21 protein-coding genes are annotated in these 22,979 nt (G+C 66.8%); 19 read left to right on the top strand and 2 right to left on the bottom strand.

The annotated features are described in order from the left end of the window. Window positions 1-201 precede the first annotated feature (201 nt). The 18 genes from I6F16_RS04415 to I6F16_RS04500 are packed head-to-tail and all read left to right on the top strand — an operon-like array spanning window position 202 to window position 19,873. Window positions 202-1,212, top strand: a complete 1,011-nt coding sequence (locus I6F16_RS04415; RefSeq protein ID WP_225112745.1) for a branched-chain amino acid ABC transporter permease — start codon at window positions 202-204, stop codon at window positions 1,210-1,212. A 1-nt stretch (window position 1,213) separates the two neighbouring features. Beyond that, entirely contained in the window at window positions 1,214-2,296 is a 1,083-nt protein-coding gene (locus I6F16_RS04420) for a branched-chain amino acid ABC transporter permease (protein ID WP_225112744.1), read from the top strand. After that, entirely contained in the window at window positions 2,289-3,071 is a 783-nt protein-coding gene (locus I6F16_RS04425) for an ABC transporter ATP-binding protein (RefSeq protein WP_057030084.1), read from the top strand. Before I6F16_RS04420 ends, I6F16_RS04425 begins: the two co-directional genes overlap by 8 nt. Then, window positions 3,064-5,274, top strand: a complete 2,211-nt coding sequence (locus I6F16_RS04430) for an ABC transporter permease (protein ID WP_225112743.1) — start codon at window positions 3,064-3,066, stop codon at window positions 5,272-5,274. The genes I6F16_RS04425 and I6F16_RS04430 overlap by 8 nt, the downstream gene beginning before the upstream one ends. A gap of 3 nt (window positions 5,275-5,277) precedes the next feature. Next, complete coding sequence (locus I6F16_RS04435; protein WP_225112742.1) at window positions 5,278-6,111, top strand: phosphoenolpyruvate hydrolase family protein; 834 nt, start codon at window positions 5,278-5,280, stop codon at window positions 6,109-6,111. 27 nt (window positions 6,112-6,138) lie between these two features. Further along, entirely contained in the window at window positions 6,139-9,057 is a 2,919-nt protein-coding gene (locus tag I6F16_RS04440) for a flotillin family protein (protein ID WP_225173462.1), read from the top strand. A 10-nt stretch (window positions 9,058-9,067) separates the two neighbouring features. Beyond that, window positions 9,068-9,505: an SRPBCC family protein gene (locus I6F16_RS04445; protein WP_011086163.1), complete on the top strand. Its 438-nt coding sequence runs from the start codon at window positions 9,068-9,070 to the stop codon at window positions 9,503-9,505. A 2-nt stretch (window positions 9,506-9,507) separates the two neighbouring features. Beyond that, window positions 9,508-9,951: an SRPBCC family protein gene (locus tag I6F16_RS04450; protein ID WP_225115173.1), complete on the top strand. Its 444-nt coding sequence runs from the start codon at window positions 9,508-9,510 to the stop codon at window positions 9,949-9,951. Window positions 9,952-9,954: 3 nt separating this feature from the next. Next, a complete protein-coding gene (locus I6F16_RS04455; RefSeq protein ID WP_025035418.1) occupies window positions 9,955-10,773 on the top strand; it encodes an FAD binding domain-containing protein in 819 nt (272 codons plus the stop codon). 6 nt (window positions 10,774-10,779) lie between these two features. Then, the gene (locus tag I6F16_RS04460; protein ID WP_036023772.1) at window positions 10,780-11,256 is read left to right on the top strand and encodes a (2Fe-2S)-binding protein; all 477 of its coding nucleotides are present in this window, start codon (window positions 10,780-10,782) and stop codon (window positions 11,254-11,256) included. A 9-nt stretch (window positions 11,257-11,265) separates the two neighbouring features. Next, window positions 11,266-12,858 carry a molybdopterin cofactor-binding domain-containing protein gene (locus tag I6F16_RS04465; RefSeq protein ID WP_109144207.1) on the top strand — a complete coding sequence of 531 codons (1,593 nt, stop codon included), beginning with the start codon at window positions 11,266-11,268 and terminating at the stop codon, window positions 12,856-12,858. Between the two features lies 1 nt (window position 12,859). Continuing rightward, the gene (locus I6F16_RS04470) at window positions 12,860-13,882 is read left to right on the top strand and encodes a molybdopterin cofactor-binding domain-containing protein (RefSeq protein ID WP_036023767.1); all 1,023 of its coding nucleotides are present in this window, start codon (window positions 12,860-12,862) and stop codon (window positions 13,880-13,882) included. 10 nt (window positions 13,883-13,892) lie between these two features. Next, window positions 13,893-14,774, top strand: a complete 882-nt coding sequence (locus I6F16_RS04475) for a MoxR family ATPase (protein ID WP_109144209.1) — start codon at window positions 13,893-13,895, stop codon at window positions 14,772-14,774. Continuing rightward, window positions 14,771-15,889 (top strand): VWA domain-containing protein, encoded by a 1,119-nt coding sequence (locus I6F16_RS04480; RefSeq protein ID WP_225114773.1) that lies wholly within the window; start codon window positions 14,771-14,773, stop codon window positions 15,887-15,889. Before I6F16_RS04475 ends, I6F16_RS04480 begins: the two co-directional genes overlap by 4 nt. Further along, a complete protein-coding gene (locus I6F16_RS04485) occupies window positions 15,886-16,770 on the top strand; it encodes an amidohydrolase family protein (protein ID WP_225114772.1) in 885 nt (294 codons plus the stop codon). The genes I6F16_RS04480 and I6F16_RS04485 overlap by 4 nt, the downstream gene beginning before the upstream one ends. Before the next feature lie 30 nt (window positions 16,771-16,800). Continuing rightward, on the top strand, window positions 16,801-17,649 hold the full coding sequence (locus I6F16_RS04490) for an MBL fold metallo-hydrolase (protein WP_036023756.1): 849 nt from the start codon (window positions 16,801-16,803) through the stop codon (window positions 17,647-17,649). Window positions 17,650-17,668: 19 nt separating this feature from the next. After that, the gene (locus tag I6F16_RS04495; RefSeq protein WP_225114771.1) at window positions 17,669-19,243 is read left to right on the top strand and encodes an isochorismatase family protein; all 1,575 of its coding nucleotides are present in this window, start codon (window positions 17,669-17,671) and stop codon (window positions 19,241-19,243) included. 3 nt (window positions 19,244-19,246) lie between these two features. Then, window positions 19,247-19,873 carry an NAD(P)H-dependent oxidoreductase gene (locus I6F16_RS04500; RefSeq protein ID WP_036023751.1) on the top strand — a complete coding sequence of 209 codons (627 nt, stop codon included), beginning with the start codon at window positions 19,247-19,249 and terminating at the stop codon, window positions 19,871-19,873. A gap of 27 nt (window positions 19,874-19,900) precedes the next feature. Here I6F16_RS04500 and hydA read toward each other — a convergent pair whose 3' ends face one another. Both hydA and I6F16_RS04510 read right to left on the bottom strand, forming a co-directional pair. Then, window positions 19,901-21,361, bottom strand: a complete 1,461-nt coding sequence (gene hydA, locus I6F16_RS04505; protein ID WP_225114770.1) for a dihydropyrimidinase — start codon at window positions 21,359-21,361, stop codon at window positions 19,901-19,903. Further along, complete coding sequence (locus tag I6F16_RS04510; RefSeq protein WP_036023749.1) at window positions 21,322-22,062, bottom strand: aspartate/glutamate racemase family protein; 741 nt, start codon at window positions 22,060-22,062, stop codon at window positions 21,322-21,324. The genes hydA and I6F16_RS04510 overlap by 40 nt, the downstream gene beginning before the upstream one ends. 206 nt (window positions 22,063-22,268) lie before the next feature. Between I6F16_RS04510 and I6F16_RS04515 the strand changes: the two genes are divergently transcribed. Then, window positions 22,269-22,979 carry a GntR family transcriptional regulator gene (locus I6F16_RS04515; protein WP_225114769.1) on the top strand — a complete coding sequence of 237 codons (711 nt, stop codon included), beginning with the start codon at window positions 22,269-22,271 and terminating at the stop codon, window positions 22,977-22,979.

The following is a 22,979-nucleotide window of genomic DNA, read 5'->3' on the forward strand; positions in this document are numbered from 1 at the left end:
ATCGCGCGTGACGGGAGGAAGTTCGCTCATGGCAGGGCCAGCAGCCGGCAACGGCTTGCATGCCCCCTCGCCCCGCTTGCGGGGAGAGGGTCTGGGTGAGGAGGAGTCTCCGCAAGTGCGGCGGCAGTTTGGCTTGCGGAGAGTCCCCCTCACCCGGCGCTACGCGTCGACCTCTCCCCGCAAGCGGGGCGAGGTGAAGCCATGAGCCGCTTCGTCGAACGCCATCCGGCTTGGGCGCTGATTACGATCATCGCGATTGCGGTCGCGCTCTGGCTGATCTTCGCAGTCTGGCCGCCGGGGCTGGAAGAGGCGATCGGCCGCAAGCGCGTCTTCCTCAACGCGGTGTTCAACGGCATCACGCTCGGGGGCCTCTATTTTCTGGTCGCCAGCGGCTTCACGCTGATCTTCGGCCTGATGCGCAACGTCAACCTCGCGCACGGTTCGCTCTATCTGTTCGGCGGCTATATCGGTTATGCCATCAGCACATCGTCCGGCTCGTGGATCCTCGGCTTCATCGTCGCCTTTGTCCTGACCGCCTTTGTCGGCGTGCTGCTGCAGGTGATCGTGTTCCGCCGGATGGAGGGCCAGGATCTCAGGCAAACAATGGTGACGATCGGGCTCTCGATCGTGTTTGCCGATCTCATGCTGTGGGCCTGCGGCGGCGACTTCTACCAGATCCAGACCCCGAAATGGCTGATCGGTCCCATCGAGCTGCCGCTGGTGACTGCGATCAAATCCTCGGGCGATCCGGTCTACCTCAGATATCCACTCGTCAGGCTCGTGATCTTCGTGGCCTCCGTGGTGATCGGCGTCGCGATGTGGCTCGCGCTCAACCGCACCCGGATCGGCATGATCATCCGCGCCGGCGTCGACGACCGCGATATTCTCGCCGCGACGGGCGTGCGCATCCAGCTCGTCTTCGTCGGGGTGTTCGCCTTCGGCGCGGGGCTTGCCGGCATCGCTGGCGTCGTCGGCGGCACCTTCCAGTCATTGTCGCCCGGCGAAGACATCCGTTTCCTGCTGGCGTCCCTCGTCGTCGTGATCGTGGGCGGCATGGGCTCGATCCCGGGCGCTGCGCTCGGCGCGCTGATCATCGGCCTCGCCGAGCAGCTCGGCTCGGTCTACATCCCGACCTACGCCATCGTCGTGACCTTCCTGATCATGGTGCTGGTGCTGGCTATCCGGCCGCAAGGCCTGTTGGCGAGGCGCTGAGATGTCGCTCGCCCACGATGCCCCAGTTGCCGTAGGCCGCGCCACCAAGGCGCAGCCCCCCGCCCGGACATGGCCGGAGATCAACAACCCCGCTGCCTGGGCCGTCGCGGCCATTCTCCTGATCATGCCGCTGATCGCGAGCAGCTTTTTTCTGATCGAGATCTTCGCGACCACGCTGATCCTCGGCACCGTGGCGCTGAGCCTCATGTTTCTTGCCGGCTATGGCGGCATGGTCAGCCTGATGCAGCTCACCATCGCGGGCTTCTCAGCCTACATGGTCGCGGTGTTCGGCGTCAGCGGCAACCCCAATATCAGCCTGGGCTGGCCGTGGTGGCTCGCGGTGCCGATGGCGCTGGCGCTGGCGACCGCCTTCGGCACGCTCGGCGGAGCGCTCGCGGTGCGCACCGAAGGCATCTACACCATCATGATCACGCTCGCGATCGGAGCGGCCTTCTACTATTTCACCAACCAGAACTGGGCGATCTTCAACGGTCATACCGGCATCAACACCGTGGCCACGCCACACTTCTGGGGCGTGAACTGGCGCGCCGACATTCCCTTCTATTACATCGTGCTCGCGGTCGCCGCGCTCTGCTATTTCGCGGTCGAGTATCTCTCGCGCGCGCCGTTCGGCCTGGCGCTCCAGGGTGTGCGCGACAATCCGCGGCGCATGGCGGCGCTCGGCTTCAACGTCAATGCGCACCGCGTCGCGGCCTATGCTTTCGCGTCTTTCGTCGCCGCGCTGGCCGGCGTGCTCCAGGTCTGGAACTATCGCCAGATCTCGCCGGGTTCGGTCAGCGTCGGCGCCTGCATCGACGTGCTGATCATCTCCGTCGTCGGCGGCATCACCCGCCCGATCGGGCCCTTCATCGGCGCGTTGATCTTCGTGCTGCTGCGCACCTTCGCGCTCGACTTCCTGGTCCGACTCGGACTCGACGGCAACCGCTTCCGCCTGCTGATCGGGCTCGGCTTCCTCGCCATCGTGTTCTGGTCCTCGGACGGCGTCATCGGCCTCTGGCAGCGCTGGCGTCAGCATCAACGGCGCGAGGTGAGCCGCACCAGTGGAGGGCGCGGCCATGGATAGCGTCGCCCAACGCCTCTCCGCCGTCGGTGCCGGCGCCGCGCTGGAGCTGCGCGGCGTGACGCGGCTGTTCGGCGCGCTCGCCGCGCTGACCGACGTCACCATCACCGTGCGACCGGGCGAGCGGCGCGCCGTGCTCGGCTCGAACGGTGCCGGCAAGACCACGCTGTTCAACTGCATCACGGGCGACTTCCCGCCCTCCTCCGGCACCATCCGCTTCTTCGGCGAGGACGTGACGCATTTCCCGCCCTATGAGCGTATCCGCCGCGGGTTGCGCCGCACCTACCAGATTTCGGCGCTGTTCCCCGGCCTCACCGTGCAGGACAACGTCTATCTCGCCTGCCGCGGCGTCTCGCGCGGACGCTTCTCGTTTCTGCGTCCGGGACAGAATGATGCATTGATGCATGCGGCCGACAACCTGATCCAGGCCGTGCATCTGTCCGCCGTGAAGGACCAGCGCGTGGCCGAGCTCGCGCACGGCCAGCAGCGCCAGCTCGAGATCGCGCTGGCGCTCGCCGGTGCGCCGCGCTTCGTGCTGTTCGACGAGCCGGCCGCCGGCCTGTCGCCGACGGAACGGGCCGAGCTGATCGAGATCCTGACCTCCCTGCCCGCGCACATCGGCTACATCATCATAGAGCACGACATGGACGTTGCGCTGCGCGTCGTCGAGAGCGTCACGATGATGCACAACGGCCGCGTCTTCAAGGAAGGCCTGCCGGAAGAGATCCAGTCCGACCCTGAAGTGCAGGAGCTCTATCTCGGAGGCGGCCATGAATGAGATCCGCCGCAGCAATCCGGCGCTCGAGGTTCGCGGCCTCGACGTCTATTACGGCCACTCGCATGCGCTGCAAGGCGTCGATCTCGTGCTTGATAGCGGCGTGTTCTCCGTCGTCGGCCGCAACGGCATGGGCAAGACCACGCTGTGCAAGGCGATCATGGGGCTCGTCGGCGTGAGCGGCGGCTCGATCCGCGTGCGCGGCGAGGATGTCACGCGGCGGCCGCCGGCCCAGATCGCCCGGCTCGGCGTCGGCTACGTGCCGCAAGGACGCCGCCTCTGGCGCTCGCTCAGCGTCGACGAGCATCTGCAGCTCGCCGGCGGTCTGCGTTCGGGCGCCTGGACCGTCGAGCGGATCTACGACACATTCCCGCGGCTCGCCGAGCGCAAGGGCCACGGCGGCGGCCAGCTCTCCGGCGGCGAGCAGCAGATGCTGGCGATCTCGCGCGCGCTGCTCACCAATCCGCATTTGCTCATCATGGACGAGCCGACCGAAGGCCTCGCACCCGTCATCGTCGCGCAGGTCGAGGAGATGCTGCTGCGGCTGGGCGACGACGGCGACATGTCCGTGCTCGTGATCGAGCAGAACATCGGCGTCGCCACCGCGATCTCGCGCAACGTCGCGATCATGGTCAACGGCCGCATCAACCGCATCATCGACTCCGCGCGCCTTGCCGCGGACCGCGAGCTACAGCAGCGCCTGCTCGGCGTCGGGCTTCATGCGGAGCTCGAACCGGATATCGAAATCGCCGCATCCGGCGCCGAAACGAAGCCGGCGCCGGCGCCACGGCGCGACGGGCCGGTGCGCATCTACATCTCCAATCCGACGCTGCCGACGCGATGGTCGCAACCGGTGCCGATCGCCCGCATCGAGGCCGCGGCGCGGACGCTCTCGACGCAGGTCGCCCGGCTCGACGAGACGGCGCGGCGCAAGCACGAACCGGTGGCGGCGCAGGCTTCGGGCCCGCCGGTGGTGCTGGTCGTCGGCACGCTCGATACCAAGGGCCAGGAGCTGCGCTACATCCGCGACATCATAGCCGAAAGCGGCCTGCGCACGCGGTTGGTCGACGTCTCGACCAGCGGCAAGCATTCATCCTGCGACGTCTCTGCGCAGGAGATCGCCCTGAACCACGGCCGCGGCGGCTCCGCCGTGTTCGGCACCGACCGTGGTGCCGCCGTGACAGCAATGGCGGATGCGTTTGCCAACTGGTTGCGGCGTCAGGGCAATGTCGCCGGCGTGATCTCCGCCGGCGGGTCCGGCGCGGCCTCGCTGGTCGCCCCAGGCATGCGCGCGCTCCCAGTAGGCGTGCCCAAGTTGATCATCTCTTCCGTCGCCTCCGGCGATGTCGGGCCCTATGTCGGCCCGGCAGACATCACGATGATGTACTCGGTCACCGACGTGCAGGGGCTGAACTCGATCTCGCGCGCAGTGCTCGCCAACGGCGCCAATGCGCTCGCCGGCATGGTCAAGGCGCGGCTCGACACGCGTGCCGCAACGGCGCGCGAGGCCGGCGGACTGCCCGCAATCGGAATCACCATGTTCGGCGTCACCACGCCGGCCGTGCAGAAGATCGCCGCCGACTTGCGCGGCGATTTCGAATGCCTGGTCTTTCATGCCACTGGCGTCGGCGGACGCTCGATGGAGAAGCTCGTGGAGTCCGGCCAGCTCGCCGGCGTGATCGACCTCACCACGACAGAAGTCTGCGACCTCCTGATGGGCGGCGTGTTTCCCGCGACCGAGGACCGCTTTGGCGCGATCATCCGCAGCCGCCTGCCCTATGTCGGCTCGGTGGGCGCGCTCGACATGGTCAATTTCGGCGCGCCTGACACCATTCCCGAGCGCTATCGCGGCCGCAAATTCCACGTCCACAATCCACAGGTGACGTTGATGCGGACGACGGCGGAAGAGAACGAGCGCATGGGCCGCTGGATCGGCGAGCGGCTCAACCAGATGGATGGCCCGGTGCGTTTCTTCCTGCCCGAGGGCGGCGTCTCGGCCCTCGACGCGCGAGGTCAGCCGTTCTGGGATCCGGATGCCGACGCCGCGCTGTTCCGCACATTGGAGCGGACCGTGCGCCAGACCGGCAACCGCCAGCTCATTCGCATCCCCAAGAACATCAACGATCCCGATTTCGCCGCCGCCATCGTCAGTGCGTTCCGAAACCTGTTCGGGCGGACCGGTGTGCGGCGGAGACTCGCGAGGTGACCGATGGCCAGGTTTGAACGCGCGGCGCTGCTGAAGAGGTTTCGCGACATGGCAAGGCGCGGCGAGCCGATCGTCGGCGGCGGCGCCGGCACGGGGCTGTCAGCCAAATGCGAGGAAGCCGGCGGCGTCGACCTCATCGTCATCTACAATTCCGGCCGCTACCGCATGGCCGGGCGTGGCTCGCTCGCGGGCCTGATGGCGTATGGCGATGCCAACGCCATCGTGCTGGAAATGGCGAGCGAGGTGCTCCCCGTGGTCGACCAGACCCCGGTGCTGGCGGGCGTCAACGGCACCGATCCCTTCCGCGACATGGACGTATTTCTGGACCAGCTGAAGGCACTCGGGTTTGCCGGCGTCCAGAACTTTCCGACGGTCGGCCTGATCGACGGTACCTTCCGCGCCAATCTCGAAGAGACCGGCATGTCCTACGCGCTCGAGATCGACATGATCGCCAAGGCGCACGACAAGGACATGCTGACCACGCCCTACGTGTTCAGCGAGAAGGAAGCGGCGGCGATGGCGATCGCCGGCGCTGACATCATCGTCTGCCACATGGGCCTGACGACCGGCGGCACGATCGGTGCGCAAACCGCCTTGAGGCTCAAGGACTGCCCGGCGCGGATCGACACCTGGGCCAGCGCCGCGCTCAGCGTCAATCCGGACATCCTGGTGCTGGCGCATGGCGGCCCGATCGCCGATCCCGCCGACGCCGATTTCATCATGAAGAACACCCGTCATTGCCACGGCTTCTACGGGGCGTCCTCGATGGAGCGGCTGCCGGTGGAGCGGGCGCTGACGGAACAGGTGCGGCAATTCAAGGCGATCGGCGCGCGATAACGCCTGATAGGTTCGAGGGAGGGAAAGATGTCAGGGATGTTGGTCGGTGAATTGATCCTCTGGCTGATCGTCGCGATCATCGTGATCGTGGTTGGCGTCTATATCGTGAACTGGCTCTACCACCGCTCCTCCAAGGAGACCTCGTTCGTCCGCACCGGCTTCCTCGGCGAACGCGTGGTGATCAATGGCGGCGCCTTCGTGCTGCCGTTCATCCACGACTACACGCCCGTCAACATGAACGTGCTGCCGATGGGCATCGTGCGTTCGAAGCAGGATGCCGTGATCACCCGCGACCGCATGCGCGTCGACATCGAGGCCGACTTCTACGTCCGCGTGCAGCCGACCCGGGAGGCCGTCTCGATTGCCGCGGCGACACTCGGCCGCCGCACCCTGGAACCCGGGCAGCTCCACGCACTGCTGGCCGGCAAGTTCATCTCCGCGATCCGCTCGGTCGCCTCCGAGATGACCATGGAGGAAATGCACGAGCGTCGCGGCGACTACGTCGCGCGGGTCAAGACCGAAGCGGCGGAAGCCCTCGCCCAGAACGGCCTCGAGCTGGAATCGGTCGCGATCACCGATCTTGACCAGACTGACCTCGAATTCTTCAACCCCTCGAACCGGTTCGACGCCGAAGGCCTGACCCGCTTGATGGAGGACATCGAGGCCAGGCGGAAGCTGCGCAACGACATCGAGCAAGATTCGATGATCAAGATCCGCTCCCGCAACCTCGAAGCCGAGCGGCAGGCGCTCGAGATCGAGCGCGAGAGCGAGACCGCGCGCCTGGAGCAGGAACGCGACATCGAGATGCGCCGCGCGCTTCAGCGCACCGAAGTCGCGCGAGAGCGGGCCCTGCGCGAGACCGAGGCCGAACAGGCGCAGATTTCCGCCCGCGAGGCCATCGAGCGCGCCCGCATCGCCAATGAGCAGGCGATCGCCGAGGCCCGCATCGCCTCCGAGCGCGAGACCCGCCAGAAAGAGATCGAGCGAACCCGCACCATCGAGGAAAAGGAGCTGCTGGCGCGCGAGGAGATCGAGAAGACCCGGATCGCCAACCAGCGCTCGATCGACACCACCCGCATCGCCTCCGAACGCGAAGTGCGCCAGCGCGAGATCGAGCGGATGCGCACGGTCGAGGAAGCCGAGATCGCCGCTCGCGAGGCCATCGAAAAGGCCCGCATCCAGCAGGACCGCGTCGTCACCGACGCCCGCATCGCGAACGAGGAAGAGACGCGGCGCCGCGAGATCGAGCGGACGCGCGCGGTCGACGAGGCCGAGATTGCCGCACGCGAGGCCACCGAAAAGGCGCGCATCGCCCAGACGCTGATCGTCAATGTCGAGCGCATCTCGTCCGACGAGCGCACCCGCGCGCTGGAGATCCAGCAGGTGCGGACCATCCAGGAGGCCGAGATCGAGGCACAGCGCGCGGTCGAGGCCGCCCGCATCGCCCGAGAGCGGACGCTCGCCGCCGAGCGCATCACCGCCGAGCAGAGCACGCGGCAGCTGGAGATCGAGCGCAACCAGGCGCTCGATGTCGCCGGCATTGCGGCGCGCGAGACCACGGAAGCCTCGCGCATCGCGCAGGAGGAGCGCGTGCGCTCCCTGGAGATCGCCCGCAACCGCGCCGTCGAGGAAGCTGACATCGCCTCGCGCGAGGCGATCGAGGCGGCCCGCATCGCCCAGGAAAAGGCGGTTGCGGCCGAGCGCATCCAGGCCGAACGGGAGACGCGCGCGCTCGAAATCGAGCGGACCGGCGTCCTCGAGGCGGCCGAGCTGAAGCGGCGCGACGCCATCGAGCGGCAGCGCATCACGGTCGACCTGGCGCTCGAAGCCGAGCGCATCAATTCCTCCAAGAAGCGCGAAGTGCTCAACATCGAGCAGAAGAAGGCGATCGAGATCGCGGACGAGGACCGCGTCATCGCGCTGTCGACCAAGAAGTCCGAGCGGATCGACGCCGACCGCCAGGTCCGGCAGGCCGAGATCGTGGCGCGCAAGGAGGTCGAGACCACCGACGTTTCGCGCGAGCAGGCGCTGGAGGCCGCGCGCATCGAGCGGCGCCGCGCGATCGAGCAGCTCGAGGTCGCCCGCGTCCAGTCGCTCCAGGAGGCCGAGATTGCTGCGCGCGAGGAAGTCGAGCGTGCCCGCATCGCCTCCGACCGCGGCCTCGACGAGGCCCGCATCGGCCGCGAGCGCGAGCTGCGCAAGCTCGAGGTCAATCGTGAGAAGGACGTCGAGACGGTGCTGATGGAGAAGGCGATCGCGATCCATCAGAAGTCGCTGGAGGAGTCGGCCGCGCGCGCAGCCGCCGAGGAGGCGCGGATCCGGGCGACCGAAGCCGCCGAGCGCGTCGTCACCGCCCGCGAGAGCGAGATCGCCAAACGGCGCAAGACCGTCGAGGTTCTGCTGGCGGAGAAGCAGGCCGAAGAGACCCGCATCGCCGCCGAAGCCGAGCGCGTGCGCGCCGCGGTCGAAGCCGAAGCGCAACGCATGCTGAACGAAGCCGAGAACGTGCTGACCGACCAGGCACGCTATTCGCTGTTCCGCAGAAAGCTGCTCGACCGCATCGAGGGCATCGTGCGCGAGAGCGTCAAGCCGATGGAGAAGATCGAAGGCATCCGCATCCTCCAGGTCGACGGCCTCAACGGCAACGGCCACGGCAACGGCAATGGCGGCCGCAGCGCCACCGACGAGGTGATCGACTCGGCGCTACGCTACCGAGTCCAGGCGCCGCTGATCGACTCGATACTGTCGGACATCGGCGTCGAAGGCGGCAGCCTGGCCAAGATGCCGGGGCTGATCCGCGAGGCCCGCGACATGCAGGGCATCAAGGAGGCCGCGCGCAAGGGTGGCGGCGGAGGTGGTGGCGGCGGCGACAAGCCGGCGGCCGCTCCGCCTGCGACCGAGGGCGGCGAGCCGCCGGCCGAGCGCGGGCCGCGGAAGAAGAGCTGAGGTTTGAGCGATGGCCCGCGTCTACGTCTCCACCGTCGTCAACGCCCGCAACGACCGCGTCTGGGCGCGGGTGCGCGATTTCAATGGCCTGCCGAACTGGCATCCGGCCATCGCCGAAAGCCGGATCGAGGGCGGCGAGCCCTCCGACAAGATCGGCTGTGTCAGGGATTTCCGCCTGCGCAATGGCGACCGCATCCGCGAGAAGCTGCTCGGCCTCTCCGATTACGACATGTTCTGCACCTACTCGATCCTGGAATCGCCGATGGGCGTCGAGAACTACGTCGCCACCCTGCGCCTGACGCCCGTCACCGACGGCGACCAGACGTTCATGGAATGGACCGCGGAATTCGACTGCGCGCCGGAACGGGAGACCGAGCTCGTCAACAACATCGGCGGCGGCGTGTTCCAGGGCGGCTTCGACGCCCTGAAGCGCGTGTTCGGAGGCTAGCCGTGCCGCATATCGTCAAGAGCACGATCCTGAACGCACCGACGGACGCGGTGTGGGACGTGCTGCGCGATTTCAACGGGCACGACCGCTGGCACCCGGCAGTTGCGACCTCCTCCATCGAACGCGCGCAGACCGCCGACAAGATCGGCTGCGTCAGGCGGTTCAAGCTGAAGGACGGCTCGGAGCTGCGCGAGCAGCTGCTGGCGCTGTCCGACCTCGAGCAGACCTTCAGCTATTGCCTGCTCGATACGCCGGTCCCGATGTTCAACTACGTCGCCCATGTCCGGCTGCTGCCGGTCACCGACGGCGACCGCACCTTCTGGCACTGGGAGTCGCGGTTCACGACGAAGCCGGAGGACAAGGACCGCGTCAGCCACATGGTGGCCGAAGACATCTATCAGGCCGGATTCGAAGCGATCCGCCGCCATCTGAAGGAGGCCGCTTAAGCCATGGCCGTGACGGTAAAGACCTTTACGAATGCGAGCGAGGCGGCTGGCGCGCTGTCGTCGGACCGGAGCGCGCGCTATCTCGGCGGCGGCACGCTGGTGATGCGCGCGCTGAACGAAGGCGACGTCTCGATCTCGACGATCGTGCGGGCTCAGGACCAGGCGCTGACCCGGATCGACGCCTCCGGTCCGCGCATCACCTTGGGCGCCGGCGTCACCTTCGCGCGCGTGCTAGCCGAGCGCGACCTCGCCTTCCTGCATGCCCCTGCCCGCTCGATCGGCGGTCCCGCCGTGCGCAACATGGGCACCGTCGGCGGCAATCTGTTCGCGCCGAACCCTTACGGCGATTTCACCGTGGCGCTGCTGGCGCTCGACGCCACCATTGCGGTTCAAGGCGGCTTCGGCTCGCGCGATATTCCGATCGAGGAGTTTCTGCAGGGGCGTGAGCGCCAGGCCGGGACGTTGGTGCTGTCGGTGTCGTGCACGCGGCCGGCCAGCAGCGAGGCGTTTCGTTATCGCAAGATCGCGCGCATCAAGCCGAAGGGCGGCTCGGTGATCACGCTCGCCGCGCATCTGCCGGTCAGCGGCGGACGGATCGCGGGTGCGCGGATTGCGCTGGGCTCGATGGCGCCGACCCAGATCCGCGCTCGCGCCGCCGAGCGCGCGCTGGAGGGCCGCTCGCTGGATGCGGCGACCATCGCTGCTGCGGCCTCTGCCGCCACAGAAGGAACATCGCCCTCAGACAACGCGCTCGGCAGCGCCTGGTATCGCCGCGAGATCGTCGGTGTGCATTTGCGGCGCCTGCTGTCGGGACAGGAATAGCTCGCCATGACAAAAATCCCCCTGCAGTTTCGCCACAACGGCCGCGACGTCGCAATCTTCGTCGACGGCGGCACCAACCTGCTCGTCGCGCTGCGCGAGCTGATCGGCGACATGACGCCGAAATTCGGCTGCGGCCAGGGTGGCTGCGGCACATGCAGCGTGCTGATCGATGGCGAGCTTCACCTCTCCTGCCTGACGCTCGCCGAGACCGTCGCGGGCCGCTCGGTCGAGACGCTCGACGGCATGAAGCAAGGCCCGAACCTGCATCCGCTGCAGCGCGCCTTTGCCGACAATTTCGCCGCCCAGTGCGGCTATTGCACGCCGGGCATGCTGATGGCTGCAAAGGCGCTGCTCGACCGCAATCCCGCCCCGAGTCGGGCCGACGTCATCGAGGCGATCTCCGGCAATATCTGCCGTTGCACCGGCTACGAGCCCATCATCAATGCCATCCTCGCCGCCGCAGGCGGCCGGGCCAGCGCCTGAGGTCAGACCATGCTGGAACTGCGCAAGGACATCTTCGCCGACGAGCGTGACGATAATTTGAAGGAAATCGGCAAGGGTACGCAGCGGCAGGACATGCTCGGCCACATCACGGGCACGTCCAGCTATTTCAACGACCACAAGCTGCAGGGCATGCTGCACCTGAAGGTCGTTCGTTCGACCCAGGCCCATGCAAGGCTGCGCCGCATCGATACCACCGAGGCCGAGCGCTCGGCCGGCGTGCGCCGGATCATCCGTGGCGCGGACGTGCCACGCAACCTCAACACGCTGCTCAGCCTGATCAACTTCGGCAAGGACGACGAGCCGTCGCTGGCGGTCGACAAGGTCCGCTACAAGGGCGAACCGATCCTCGCTATCGTCGCCGACAGCGAGCGCGAGGCGTTCGAGGCGATCGCAAAAGTCAGGATCGATTACGAGCCGCTGCCGGCCGTGTTCGACGTCGAGGATGCGCTGAAGCCGGGTGCGCCCGTCGTCAACGAGACCTATCCGAAGAACGCCTTCATCTATCATGACGTCTACGACCACCAGCGCCTGCGCTTTGGCGATGCCGATGCCGCGCTCGCAACCGCCGACCACGTGCTCGAGCAGCGCTACCAGATGTCGCCGATCGAGCACGCGCCGACCGAGACCAACGGCGCGATCGCCGCGCCCGATACCAACGGCCGCTACGTCGTCTATACCTCGACGCAGGCACTGTTCTTCTCGGTCGACACCTGCGCCAAGATCCTCGACGTGCCCTCCAACACCTTCCACTTCATCGGCGGCACCGTCGGCGGCGGCTTTGGCGGCAAGGTCGACACCTTGACCGAGCCGCTCGCGATCCTCGGCGCCATGTTGACGGGGCGCCCCGTCCGCTACGTGTTCGGCCGCGAGGAGGAGATGCAATACGGCCCGCCGCGCGGCGCCGAGCGCATCTACATCAAGGACGGCGTGATGCGCGACGGCCGCATCGTCGCGCGCAAGATCCGCGCCTATTTCGACAGCGGCGCCTATACGCGGCTGTCGAGCTATGCCGCGGTGAAATGCGCCGCGCATCTGCCGGGTCCCTACACTATCCCGAATGTCTATGGCGACGTCTATTGCGTCTTCACGAACCGCACGCCGGCGACCGCCATGCGCGGCTTCGGCGTCACTGCGATGGACTTTGCCATCGAATGCCAGATGGACAAGCTCGCAAACCTCGTCGGCATGGACCCGATGGAGTTCCGGATCCTGAACGCCTATCGCGACGGCGACATGAAGGCGCACCGGCGCGAGGCCAAGAACACCGCGCTGATCGAGTGCGTCCAGGTTGCCGCCGAGAAGGCCAAATGGCCGATCCGCGACGAGTTCAGGCGCGCCTCCTCGCGCAAGGACGGCGGCGGCAGCCGCGCCGTGATCCCGCCAACACCGACGGATTCGCGCAGCCGGCCCGCTGCGCCGGCGCAGCAGCGCACGACCTACGACCGCGCGCCGGTGACGGCGACAAGAGAGCCGCCGCGCGAACCACCTCCGCCGGCGCCGCCACCTCCCCCGCCCCGCCCGGCCGCGCCATCGCACGGCGCGACCCGATTCTCCTCCGTGTTCGGCACCAGGAGACGCTGAGATGACCCGGCATCGTGGACGCGGCATGGCGTCGATCAACTACCCCATCGGCATGAATCTCGGCGGCGATCCGAGCCAGGCGCTGGTGCATTCCAACCCGAGCGGCAAGTTCACCGTGGCGCTGTCGTCGATCGACCTTGGCCAGGGCATGAAATCTGTGACGCGGCAGATCTGCGCGGAGACGCTTGGCGTGCCGGTCGAGGACGTCTATGTCGACACCGCGGATTCCGATACCGGCCCGCACTGCATGGGCTCGTTCGCCTCGCGCGGCACCCATCGCGTCGGCAATGCCGTGATGGCCGCAGCCCGCGAGGCGCGCGGCGTGATGATGGAGGCCGCCGCCGAGGAGCTCGAGGTCAACGCCGCCGATCTCGAAACCGACGGTCGCGGCAACATCCACGTCAAGGGCGCCCCGCACCGCTCGATCTCGACAAAGGACGTGGCCATTGCCGCGCAGTTCAAGCAGGGCAAGACCATCTCGGGCCGCGGCATCTTTCTCGTGCCGCTGTCGGATGTCGATCCTGAAACCGGCGAGATGTCGCCGGCGACCTGCTACGCACACGCCTGCCTGGTCGCGGAGGTCGAGGTGGACGATGAGACCGGCGAGGTCGCGATGGTCCGGATGGACTCGGCTTACGAGCTCGGCCGTGCGCTCAACCCGCGCCTCGTCGAGCAGCAGCTGGTCGGCGGCGCCTGGATGGGCGTCAGCCACGCCCTCTACGAGACGCCGGAGCCGTACTATCCCGATCCTGTCCACGGGCCCCGCGACTTCGTCGAATATCTGATGCCCGGTCCCGGCGACATCTGTCCGCATGATATCGCCGTGCTGGAGCGCCCCGCCCCTGACGGTCCGTTCGGGGGAAAAGGCCCTGGCGAGATGTGCGCCAATCCGGTGCTGCCCGCGGTGGCGAATGCGATCTTCAACGCGGTGGGCGTTCGCATCGACGACCTGCCGATCACGCCGGAAAAGGTGCTGCGGGCGATCAAGGCGCAGGGCGGCGCGCGGCCGCAGGCGCGGCGTTAGAGGATCGGCCGTGGCGGTTCGCAGCAACATCGTCGGCATCGACAGCCCGGAGGCGCTGGAGCGGGCGCTGCGGGCGGCCTATTATCTCGCCGACGAAGGGCTCGCGACCGCCGCCTATCTCGGCCTCGCGCTCGGCAAGCCGCTGCTGCTCGAAGGCGCGCCCGGCGTCGGCAAGACGGAGGCGGCCAAAGCCATCGCCGCCGTGCTCGGCCGCCGCCTGATCCGCCTGCAATGCTACGAGGGCATCGACGCCTCTGCCGCGCTCTATGAGTGGAACTATCCACGCCAGATGCTGGCGATCCGTCAGGCCGGCGACGAGAGCATCGACATCTATGGCGAGACGTTCTTGATCGAGCGGCCGATGCTGGCGGCGCTGCGCGCACCTGATTCCACCGTGCTCCTGATCGATGAAATCGACCGCGCCGACCAGGAGTTCGAGGCCTTCCTGCTCGAATTCCTCTCCGACTTCCAGATCTCGATTCCCGAGCGCGGCACGGTCCGCGCGGCCGAGCGGCCGGTGGTCGTGCTCACCTCGAACCGGACCCGCGATCTGCACGAAGCCTTGCGCCGCCGCTGCGTCTATCACTGGATCGATTATCCGACGGCGGAGCGCGAGGCACGCATCATCATGATGCGCGCCTCCAGCGTCGCCGAAACCACGGCCCGCGCCGTCGTCGCGGCCGTCGAGAGATTGCGGCGTGAACCGCTGAGCAAGGCCCCCGGGATCGCCGAAGCCGTCGACTGGGCCGAGGCCGCGACCCTCCTCAACAAGGGCGGCGCGCGCTGGCCTGATGCCTTCAAACGCTCGATCGGCGTCGCGCTGAAGGACGAAGAGGACCTGCACTTCATCGCGCCGCGGCTCGATGCCATGCTCGCGGAGGCGACCGCATGAGCATCGAGCCGCAGCTCCCGCGCGCTGCCCGCACCTTTGTTTCCTTCGTCGCCCTGCTGCGCGCCAACGGCTTCGCCGTCGCGCCGGAGCAGACCACCGCGTTCCTCGCCGCGATTGCGCTGCTCGGACCGCGCAAGCTTGAGGACATCAAGCAATCTGCGCTCGCCACCCTCGCCCCTCCGCCCGAGCGCCGCGCCACCTTCGATCGGCTGTTCGACCTGCATTTCCGCGGCAGCGAGGCGATCGAGCATGCCGCAGACGGCGAGGACGACGAGACCGTCCGTCTGCAGGAGGAAGGTCGCGGCGACGAGGAGCCCCTGCTCTCCGACGAGGCCAACGAGTCCGGCCTGACTGCATCGCGCACCGAGGCGCTGGTCGAGCGCCGCTTCGCGCAGCTCTCCACGACCGATGCGCTCCGACGGCTGGCGCGCGAGGCCCCGCGGCGCCTGCCGCGGCGGCGCGGGCACCGCCGCATGCGGGCGCGCCGCGGCCCCTTTGCCGACCTCCGCCGCACCTTACGCGACTCTGTCCGCAGCGACGGCGAGATCCTGCGGCTCGGCCACATGAAGCGGCGGCAACGGCCGCGCAAGGTGTTGCTGCTGATCGACGTCTCCGGCTCGATGAAAAGCCGCACCGAGGAGAATATGAAGCTTGCGCATGCGCTGGTGCAGGCCGCGCCCAATGTCGAGGTCTTCACCTTCGGCACGCGGCTGACCCGTGTCACGCGTGCACTGCGTCTGAAACGGCGCGAGCTGGCGCTGAGCGCCGCGGCACATCTGGTCAGCGACTGGGACGGCGGCACCCGGATCGGCGACGCGCTGCAAGCGTTCCTGGCGGTCCCGCGGTTCGGCGGCTACGCCCGCGGCGCCGCTGTGATCATCATCTCCGACGGGCTCGAGCGTGGAGAGCCGGACGTCCTTCGCGACGCTGTCGCGAAACTATCGCGGCGGGCCTGGCGCCTGAGCTGGCTGACGCCGCTCGCGACAGGCCCCGCGTTCCGTCCGCAGACAGAAGCGCTGGTCGCGATCGAACGCTTCGTCGACGATCTCGTGGACGGCGGGTCGAGCGCATCGATCGTCGCCCACGTCCTGGCACTGGGAAGGAGAGCTGCGTGAACGATATTGTCGACGGCCATCATCACATCTGGCGGCAGGCCGACCTGCCCTGGCTGACCGGCCCCATGCAGCCCCGCATCTTCGGACCGTACGAGCCGATCCGGCGCGATTATCCGATCCAGGAATATCTCGACGATCTCAAGGACAGCGACGTCACCCGTTCCGTCTATGTGCAGACCAATTGGGCGCCCGAGCATTTTGAGGAGGAAGCAGCGTGGGTACAGCGTACCTCCGACGAACATGGCTGGCCGCACGCCATCGTTGCCTACGCCAATTTTGCGGCCGAGGACGTCCGCCCGCAGCTCGACCGCCTCAAGCGCTATCCTCTGCTGCGCGGGGTGCGCATGCAGCTGCATTGGCACGAGAACCCGCTCTATCGCTTCGCAGCGCGTCCGGATCTCTGCACCGACCCGACGATCCGTCGCAATGTCGCACGTCTTTCCGATTACGGCTGGAGCTTCGATTTGCAGGTGTTCACGCCGCAGATGCCGGATGCTGCGCAGCTGGCCGAATCCTGTCCCGGCGTGACCTTCATCCTCCAGCATGCCGGCATGCTCGAGGATCTCTCGCCGGCTGGACGGGCAGCCTGGCGCGCCGGGATGGCCCGGCTCGCGAGTTGTCCGAACGTGGTCTCGAAACTGTCCGGGCTCGGCACCTTCATCCATCGCAACGATCCCGCGCATATCGCCGCCGTGCTCACCGATACCGTCGCGATCTTCGGCGCCGAGCGCTGCCTGTTCGGCTCCAATTTTCCGATCGAGAAATTGTGGACCAGTTATCGCGAGCTCGTCGCAGCCTTTCGCGCCGCCGCCGCCCCGTTCAGTGCGGAGCAGCAGGATGCGATCTTCAGGACGACGGCGACGCGCGTCTATCGGCTTTGACAGACAAGAAACGAGACGGGAGGGAAACGAATGGCGCTGGAGATCAAGATCCTGGACTACGGCGATATCGAGCTGGAATCGAGCTTCCTGGTGCTCGGCCGCGACTGCGGCCGCACCCGCCGCGTCCTCACGCTCGGCTTTTTGATCCTCGGCGGCAAATATCCTGTTGTCGTCGACACCGGCTATCGCTCCAACCAGATCATGGAGACGCTGGGCATGCGCGGGCTCCAGTATCATGAGAACATGATCGAGAACCAGCTCGCGCGCCACGGCGTTCGCATGGGCGACGTTCGCTTCGTCTGCCACACGCATTTGCATATCGACCATGCCGGCAAGGATGACCTGTTTCCGATGAACACGACCGTCGTGCTCAACCGCAAGGAGCTCGAATATTCCGTCTCCGGCCTGATGCATCCGCAATATCCCGCGCCAGACATCAAGCACCTGATCGACCGGCTGCATACCAAGAGCGCGCTGCGCTTCCTGGACCTCGAGATCACCGGGCCGATCGAGCTGATGCCCGGCGTCTATTGCGATGCCGCCAACGCGCACACCGAGGGCTCGATGAACATCATCGTCGAGACCGCCGACGGCATCGCCACCATCTGCGGCGACGTGATCTACGACTTCAACGACCAGATCGTCACGCCCTTCCATGAGATCCACGATTGGGAGCCGCGTACCACCGGCAACCATGGCACCACCAAGCGCGCGGAAAAGGCGGCGATCAAAAAGCTGCTGAGCAGCTCGCGCTACCTGCTCCCGGTCCACGACCGTCCCGCCAAGATCGAAGGCGGCAATGTCGTGGGGCGTCTGCACGATCAAGTCCCTGGCCCGATCGTGCAGTCGCTGCCCGAGCGCAACTGGTTCCCGGCTTGACGTTGTCGAGGATCGACCGATGACGCATGTGACGTTGCGAAGCGAGTTCGAAACCCTGATCGACCCCTATGCGCCGGTCGCACAGATCGGCACCGGCTTCGACTTCACGGAAGGGCCGATCTGGCATCCGGTCGATCATTATCTGCTGTTCTCGGACATGCCGGCCGACGTGCGGCGGCGCTGGGATGCGCGGCGCGGGGTCGTCGAGGTCAAACGCCCGTCGAACAAATGCAACGGCATGACCTATGACGCCGAGCTCAATTTGATCGTCTGCGAGCACGCGACCTCGTCGCTGATCCGCGAACGCCCGGACGGACGGCGCGAGGTGCTGGCCTCGCATTTCGGCGGCCAGGAGCTCAACAGCCCGAACGACGTCTGCGTGCACTCATCCGGCGCGATCTATTTCTCCGATCCATGGTATGGCCGCATGCCGGTCTATGGCGTCGAACGGCCGCGCCAGCTCGGCTTCCAGGGCGTCTATCGCGTGGTGCCGGGCGGCGAGCCGAAGCTCGTGGTCGAGCGCAGCCTGTTCGACCAGCCGAACGGGCTATGCTTCTCGCCGGACGAGAGGCTGCTTTATGTCAACGACACGGTGCAAGCGCTGATCCGCGTGTTCGACGTCAACAGCGACGGCTCGCTGTCCAATGCGCGCGTGTTCGCCAGCGGCATCAAGTCCGAGCTCGAGCCTGGCTTGCCCGACGGCATGAAATGCGATCAGCACGGCAATGTCTGGGTCACCGCCCCCGGCGGCGTCTGGGTCTATTCGCCGCGCGGCGAACTGCTCGGCAAGGTCCGCGTGCCCGAACTGGTCGCCAACCTCGCCTGGGGCGGGCCGGATTTCCGCACGCTCTATCTCACCTCGACGCATTCGGTGTATGCGATCCCGACCCGGGTCGGCCCGCGCCATGAGCCCTATATGAGCGGCAGGCGCGCTGGCGGCGGAGCAAGCCCGAGCTCATCGCCAGCCGCGCCTATTCTGAGCGAGGGCGAGATGCGGCTCGATCCGCAACGCTGCGCCATGATCATCCAGGATCTCCAGAACGACGTCATCATGGACGGCGGGGCTTTCGCCGAGTCGGGCGCGCCGGGTCATGCCAAGCAGCAGCATGTCGTGGAGAATGTGCGGCGCCTGGCGGAAGCCGCACGCGCCCGCGGCGTCACCATCATCCATGTCTGGTTCGTGGTCGAGCCCGGCGCGCCCGGCGTCACACTGAACGCTCCGCTGTTCGAAGGTCTCGTCGACAGCAAGGCGATGGTGCGCGGAAGCTGGGGCGCGGCTCCCGTTTCAGGCCTCGAGCCCCGGCCCGGCGATTTCGTCGTCGAGAAGATGCGGATGAGCGCCTGGGAAGGCACGCGGCTGGAGACGATCCTGAAAGCGACCGGTCGCGACATGATCATCAATACCGGCGCCTGGACCAACATGTCGATCGAGCACACGGCGCGGACCGGCGCCGACAAGGGCTATTTCATGATCGTGCCCGAGGATTGCTGCTCGACCATGAATGCCGACTGGCACAACGCCTCGATCAACTTTGCCATGCAGAACGTCGCGGTCGTGACCAGAGCCGACGCCGTGATCCGAGCGCTGGGATGAGCTGTGGCAAAGCTCCTGCACTTGTCCTGCTCGCCGCGCGCCGAGGCCGAATCGACGGCCGGCGCGCGGGTCTTTCTCGATGGCTTCCGCCAGGCCCGGCCGGATTGGGACATTGATGTCGTGGACATCTGGCGTGAACGGATGCCGGAATTCACAGGTCCGATCGTCGAGGCCAAATACGCGCGCATGAAGGCTCAGGTCTTCACCGATGCGCAGCGCGACAGCTTTGCCGAGGCCGAGCGAATGGCGTTGCGCTTCTCGCTCGCCGATCGCGTGCTGATCTCGACCCCGATGTGGAACTTCGGCCTTCCCTACAAGCTCAAGCAGTGGTTCGACATCATTGTCCAGCCCGGCCTCACCTTCCGGTTCGATCCGTCGCAGGGATATCTACCGCTGCTCAAGGACCGGCCGACGCTGGTGATCATCGCCAGCGGCAGCGATTTTGCCACCGGCATGAACCGCGGCCGCATCGACATGGCAACGCCCTACTTACGGGAGATCCTGCGCTTCATCGGGATCAGCAATGTCCGCTTCGTCCTGATCGGTCCAACCACGGGACCGCAAGCGCCGATCGATGCCGCCCGCGAACGGGCCCATCAACGTCTCGCTGCAATGGCCGCGACCTTCTGAAGCGCGATGGCGGCGTGTCGAGCCGGATCAGATCAGGCTCGACTTGCCCCGGCTCAGCACCTGGCCTGCGCCTTTGGCGCCGACGATCCGGCCCTCGCTGCAGACCACCTCTCCCCTCGCGATCGTCGTCACCGGCCATCCCGTAACCTCGAAACCTTCCCAGGGCGTGTAATCCGCGCCGTGATGCAGATCGGCCTGCCGGATCGGCTTCTTCAACTTGGGATCCCAGAGAACGATGTCGGCATCGAAGCCGACGCCGATCGAACCCTTCCGGGGATAGAGACCGTAGATGCGGGCGTGGTTGGTCGCGGTCAGCTCGACGAACTTCTGCAGGGTGATGCGGCCCTTCGAGACGCCTTCGGAGAACAGGATCGGCAGCCGCGTCTCGACGCCGGGGATGCCGTTCGGCACCCAGCGGAACGAGGTACGGGCGTTCGGCGTCAGCTTGCCCTTGGGATCATCGTAGCGGAACGGGCAGTGATCGGACGAGAAGGTCTGGAACACGCCCGACGTAATGCCCTCCCAGATCGCCTTCTGGCTCTCGACATCGCGCGGCGGCGGCGAGCAGACGTATTTCGCGCCCGTAATGTCCATGTTGAGGCCCTTCATGTCGTCGGCCGTCAGCGTGATGTATTGCGGGCAGGTCTCGGCATGAACGGGCAGACCGCGCTGCTGCGCCCAGCGTACCTGCTCCATCGACTCGCGTCCGGAGACGTGCACGATCATGATGGGAACGCCGATCACCTCGGCATGGCTGATGGCCCGGTGCGTCGCCTCGCGCTCGACCGCCTGCGGCCGCGAGGTGCCGTGATAATACGGCGCGATATGACCTTCGCGCTCCAGCTTGCTGGTCAGGAAACGGATGGCGTCGTAGCCCTCGCAATGGACCATGACCAGCGCCTCCTCGCGGCGCGCGACCTCGAACACTTCGAGCAGCTGCTTGTCGCTGAGCACGAGGTCGTCATAGGTCATGAACACCTTGAACGAGGTGTAGCCGTCCTTGACCAGCGCCGGCAGCTCCTGCCCGAGCACCACGGCAGTCGGATCGGAGATGATGAGATGGAAGGCCGTATCGATGTAGCACTCACCTTCGGCGAGCTTGCGATAGTTCTCGACACAGCTGCGCAGCGAGGTGCCTTTCTCCTGCAGCGCAAAGGGCAGCACCATGGTGTTGCCGCCGGCTGCGGCTGCGCGCGTCGCCGAGGCAAAATCGTCGGCCATCACCACGTCGGGGCCCGAGGGCTGGGAAATATGGACGTGGCTGTCGATGCCGCCCGGCAGCGCCAATAGGCCCGACGCATCGATCTCGCGCGCTGCGCCCGCGATGCTATCGGCGATGCTGACGATGCGGCCGTCGCGAATTCCGATATCGGCGCGAAACTCGTCGCTGGCCGTCACGATGGTGCCGCCGCGGATGGCGAGGTCGAGCTGCGTCACTGATGTCTCCGTCACCTGATATTTGGCATTGTCTGGAAGATCCGTCCCCATTGCGCAAGGGCCGTCACATCGCCGCCGGCGAGGCAGAGGGTCCGCCACAGCGTCACCGCGACCGAATCGAGCACGGCGATATCCAGCTCCCGCTCCAGCGTGGCCGCAAGCGCCGCACCATCGAGATTGGTGCAGAGGATGACGATCGCGTCAGTCCCCTCCGCCGCCACGGCGCGGATCATATCCGTGATCGTCGACGGCGCGACTTCGCCAAAGGAAAAGTTGTCGCGCAAGCCGAGATGCCGCTCGGCATGCGGGGCGATCCCCTCCTCAGCCCAGACGTCGGCAATGCGCCGCTGCACGTCGTCGGTATAGGGCGAGACCAGGCCGACGCGCCTGGCGCCGAGCGCGCAGGCGGCATCGATGCAGGCCAGGGTCGATGTCGTTGCCGGCACATTTGTGCGGGCCGTGATCGCCTCGCACAGGCTGCGGTCGCGGCCGATGCCGAGCCAGCTTGCGGACGTTCCGTTCCAGGCGATCGCGTCGACCTTGGCATCGGCCAGCAGATCTGCCGCCGGCAACATCACCGAGGCATCGAACTGGCTCAGCGCGGCGGCATCGAGCGCGATCTGGGTGACGCGGAAGCGAGAGAAATGCGCGGTGACGCCGGGGGTGCCCGCCAGCATGGCGCTGGTGACGGGCTCGAGCACCGAGTTGGAGGACGGCGTGATCATGCCGAGGCGCTTGCGCATGGCTGACATCGATCACAGTCGCTCCGTTGCCGCAGGGAGCATCAAACGCTCCCTCGAAACGATCATCGGCATCCCCGGCGCTGTGCGCAACCCGCAATTTGCATACTGCATACAATTTGTTCGATATGCATTTGTTTTACGCCACATACGTCGCCTATTTGAGCATCGCGTTCGGCTCGGTATGGCTAGGATGAGTTGCAAGCAGGAAGCCTCGCGTGCAGCAAAAATCCGAAACGAACCCGGCGCGAAAGTCGCCCAAGCTCAAGCGGATGGGCCTGCATGAGCGCGCCGCCGCGCGGATGCGGACGATGATCATTCGCGGCGAGCTGCCGCCGGGCTCGCAGACTCAGGAGACCAAGCTGTCGAGGGAGCTCGGCGTGTCGCGCACGCCCTTGCGCGAGGCGATGAAGGTGCTGGCGGCGGAGGGCTTGATCGAGCTGCGTCCGAACCGCAGCCCGCGCATTGCCGATATCGCGGTCGACGGCATCTCGGAATTGTTCGAGGCGCTCGCCGGCATCGAGCGGCTCGCCGCCGAGCTCGCCGCGGAGCGTGCCACCGAACGCGATCTCGCCCGCCTGCGCACGCTGCAGACCCGGATGGAGGGTCATCACCGCAGCGGCAAGCTCGACGATTATTTCGCCATCAACGGCGAAATCCACAACACCATCGTCCGCATGGCGCGCAATACGCCGCTGCGCGAGGCGCACGAGACGCTGATCTCGCGTGCCGAACGCGCGCGTTATCTCGCGCTCGGCGCCGACAGGCGCTGGAGCAATTCGGTCGACGAGCACGCCGACATCCTGGCTGCGCTCGAAGCGCGCGACGGCGAAGCGGCCGGCCGGCTGCTCGGCGCGCACGTCGCGCGGACCGGCACGGCGCTGCTGGAAGTCCTCGCCGCCTCTCAGGCCAAGCGGCCGGCGGCGTGA

The organism is Bradyrhizobium sp. IC4060, from assembly GCF_020193715.1.
GTDB classification, from domain to species: domain Bacteria; phylum Pseudomonadota; class Alphaproteobacteria; order Rhizobiales; family Xanthobacteraceae; genus Bradyrhizobium; species Bradyrhizobium yuanmingense.

Bases quoted from the DNA above. Each gene is read 5' to 3' on its own strand.
- hydA (WP_225114770.1), bottom strand. From the start codon at position 21,361: ATGGGGACGGATCTTCCAGACAATGCCAAATATCAGGTGACGGAGACA.
- I6F16_RS04460 (WP_036023772.1), top strand. From the start codon at position 10,780: ATGACAAAAATCCCCCTGCAGTTTCGCCACAACGGCCGCGACGTCGCA.
- I6F16_RS04470 (WP_036023767.1), top strand. From the start codon at position 12,860: ATGACCCGGCATCGTGGACGCGGCATGGCGTCGATCAACTACCCCATC.
- I6F16_RS04510 (WP_036023749.1), bottom strand. From the start codon at position 22,062: ATGTCAGCCATGCGCAAGCGCCTCGGCATGATCACGCCGTCCTCCAAC.
- I6F16_RS04480 (WP_225114773.1), top strand. From the start codon at position 14,771: ATGAGCATCGAGCCGCAGCTCCCGCGCGCTGCCCGCACCTTTGTTTCC.
- I6F16_RS04465 (WP_109144207.1), top strand. From the start codon at position 11,266: ATGCTGGAACTGCGCAAGGACATCTTCGCCGACGAGCGTGACGATAAT.
- I6F16_RS04445 (WP_011086163.1), top strand. From the start codon at position 9,068: ATGGCCCGCGTCTACGTCTCCACCGTCGTCAACGCCCGCAACGACCGC.
- I6F16_RS04490 (WP_036023756.1), top strand. From the start codon at position 16,801: ATGGCGCTGGAGATCAAGATCCTGGACTACGGCGATATCGAGCTGGAA.
- I6F16_RS04495 (WP_225114771.1), top strand. From the start codon at position 17,669: ATGACGCATGTGACGTTGCGAAGCGAGTTCGAAACCCTGATCGACCCC.
- I6F16_RS04435 (WP_225112742.1), top strand. From the start codon at position 5,278: ATGGCCAGGTTTGAACGCGCGGCGCTGCTGAAGAGGTTTCGCGACATG.
- I6F16_RS04425 (WP_057030084.1), top strand. From the start codon at position 2,289: ATGGATAGCGTCGCCCAACGCCTCTCCGCCGTCGGTGCCGGCGCCGCG.
- I6F16_RS04455 (WP_025035418.1), top strand. From the start codon at position 9,955: ATGGCCGTGACGGTAAAGACCTTTACGAATGCGAGCGAGGCGGCTGGC.
- I6F16_RS04430 (WP_225112743.1), top strand. From the start codon at position 3,064: ATGAATGAGATCCGCCGCAGCAATCCGGCGCTCGAGGTTCGCGGCCTC.
- I6F16_RS04420 (WP_225112744.1), top strand. From the start codon at position 1,214: ATGTCGCTCGCCCACGATGCCCCAGTTGCCGTAGGCCGCGCCACCAAG.
- I6F16_RS04440 (WP_225173462.1), top strand. From the start codon at position 6,139: ATGTCAGGGATGTTGGTCGGTGAATTGATCCTCTGGCTGATCGTCGCG.
- I6F16_RS04415 (WP_225112745.1), top strand. From the start codon at position 202: ATGAGCCGCTTCGTCGAACGCCATCCGGCTTGGGCGCTGATTACGATC.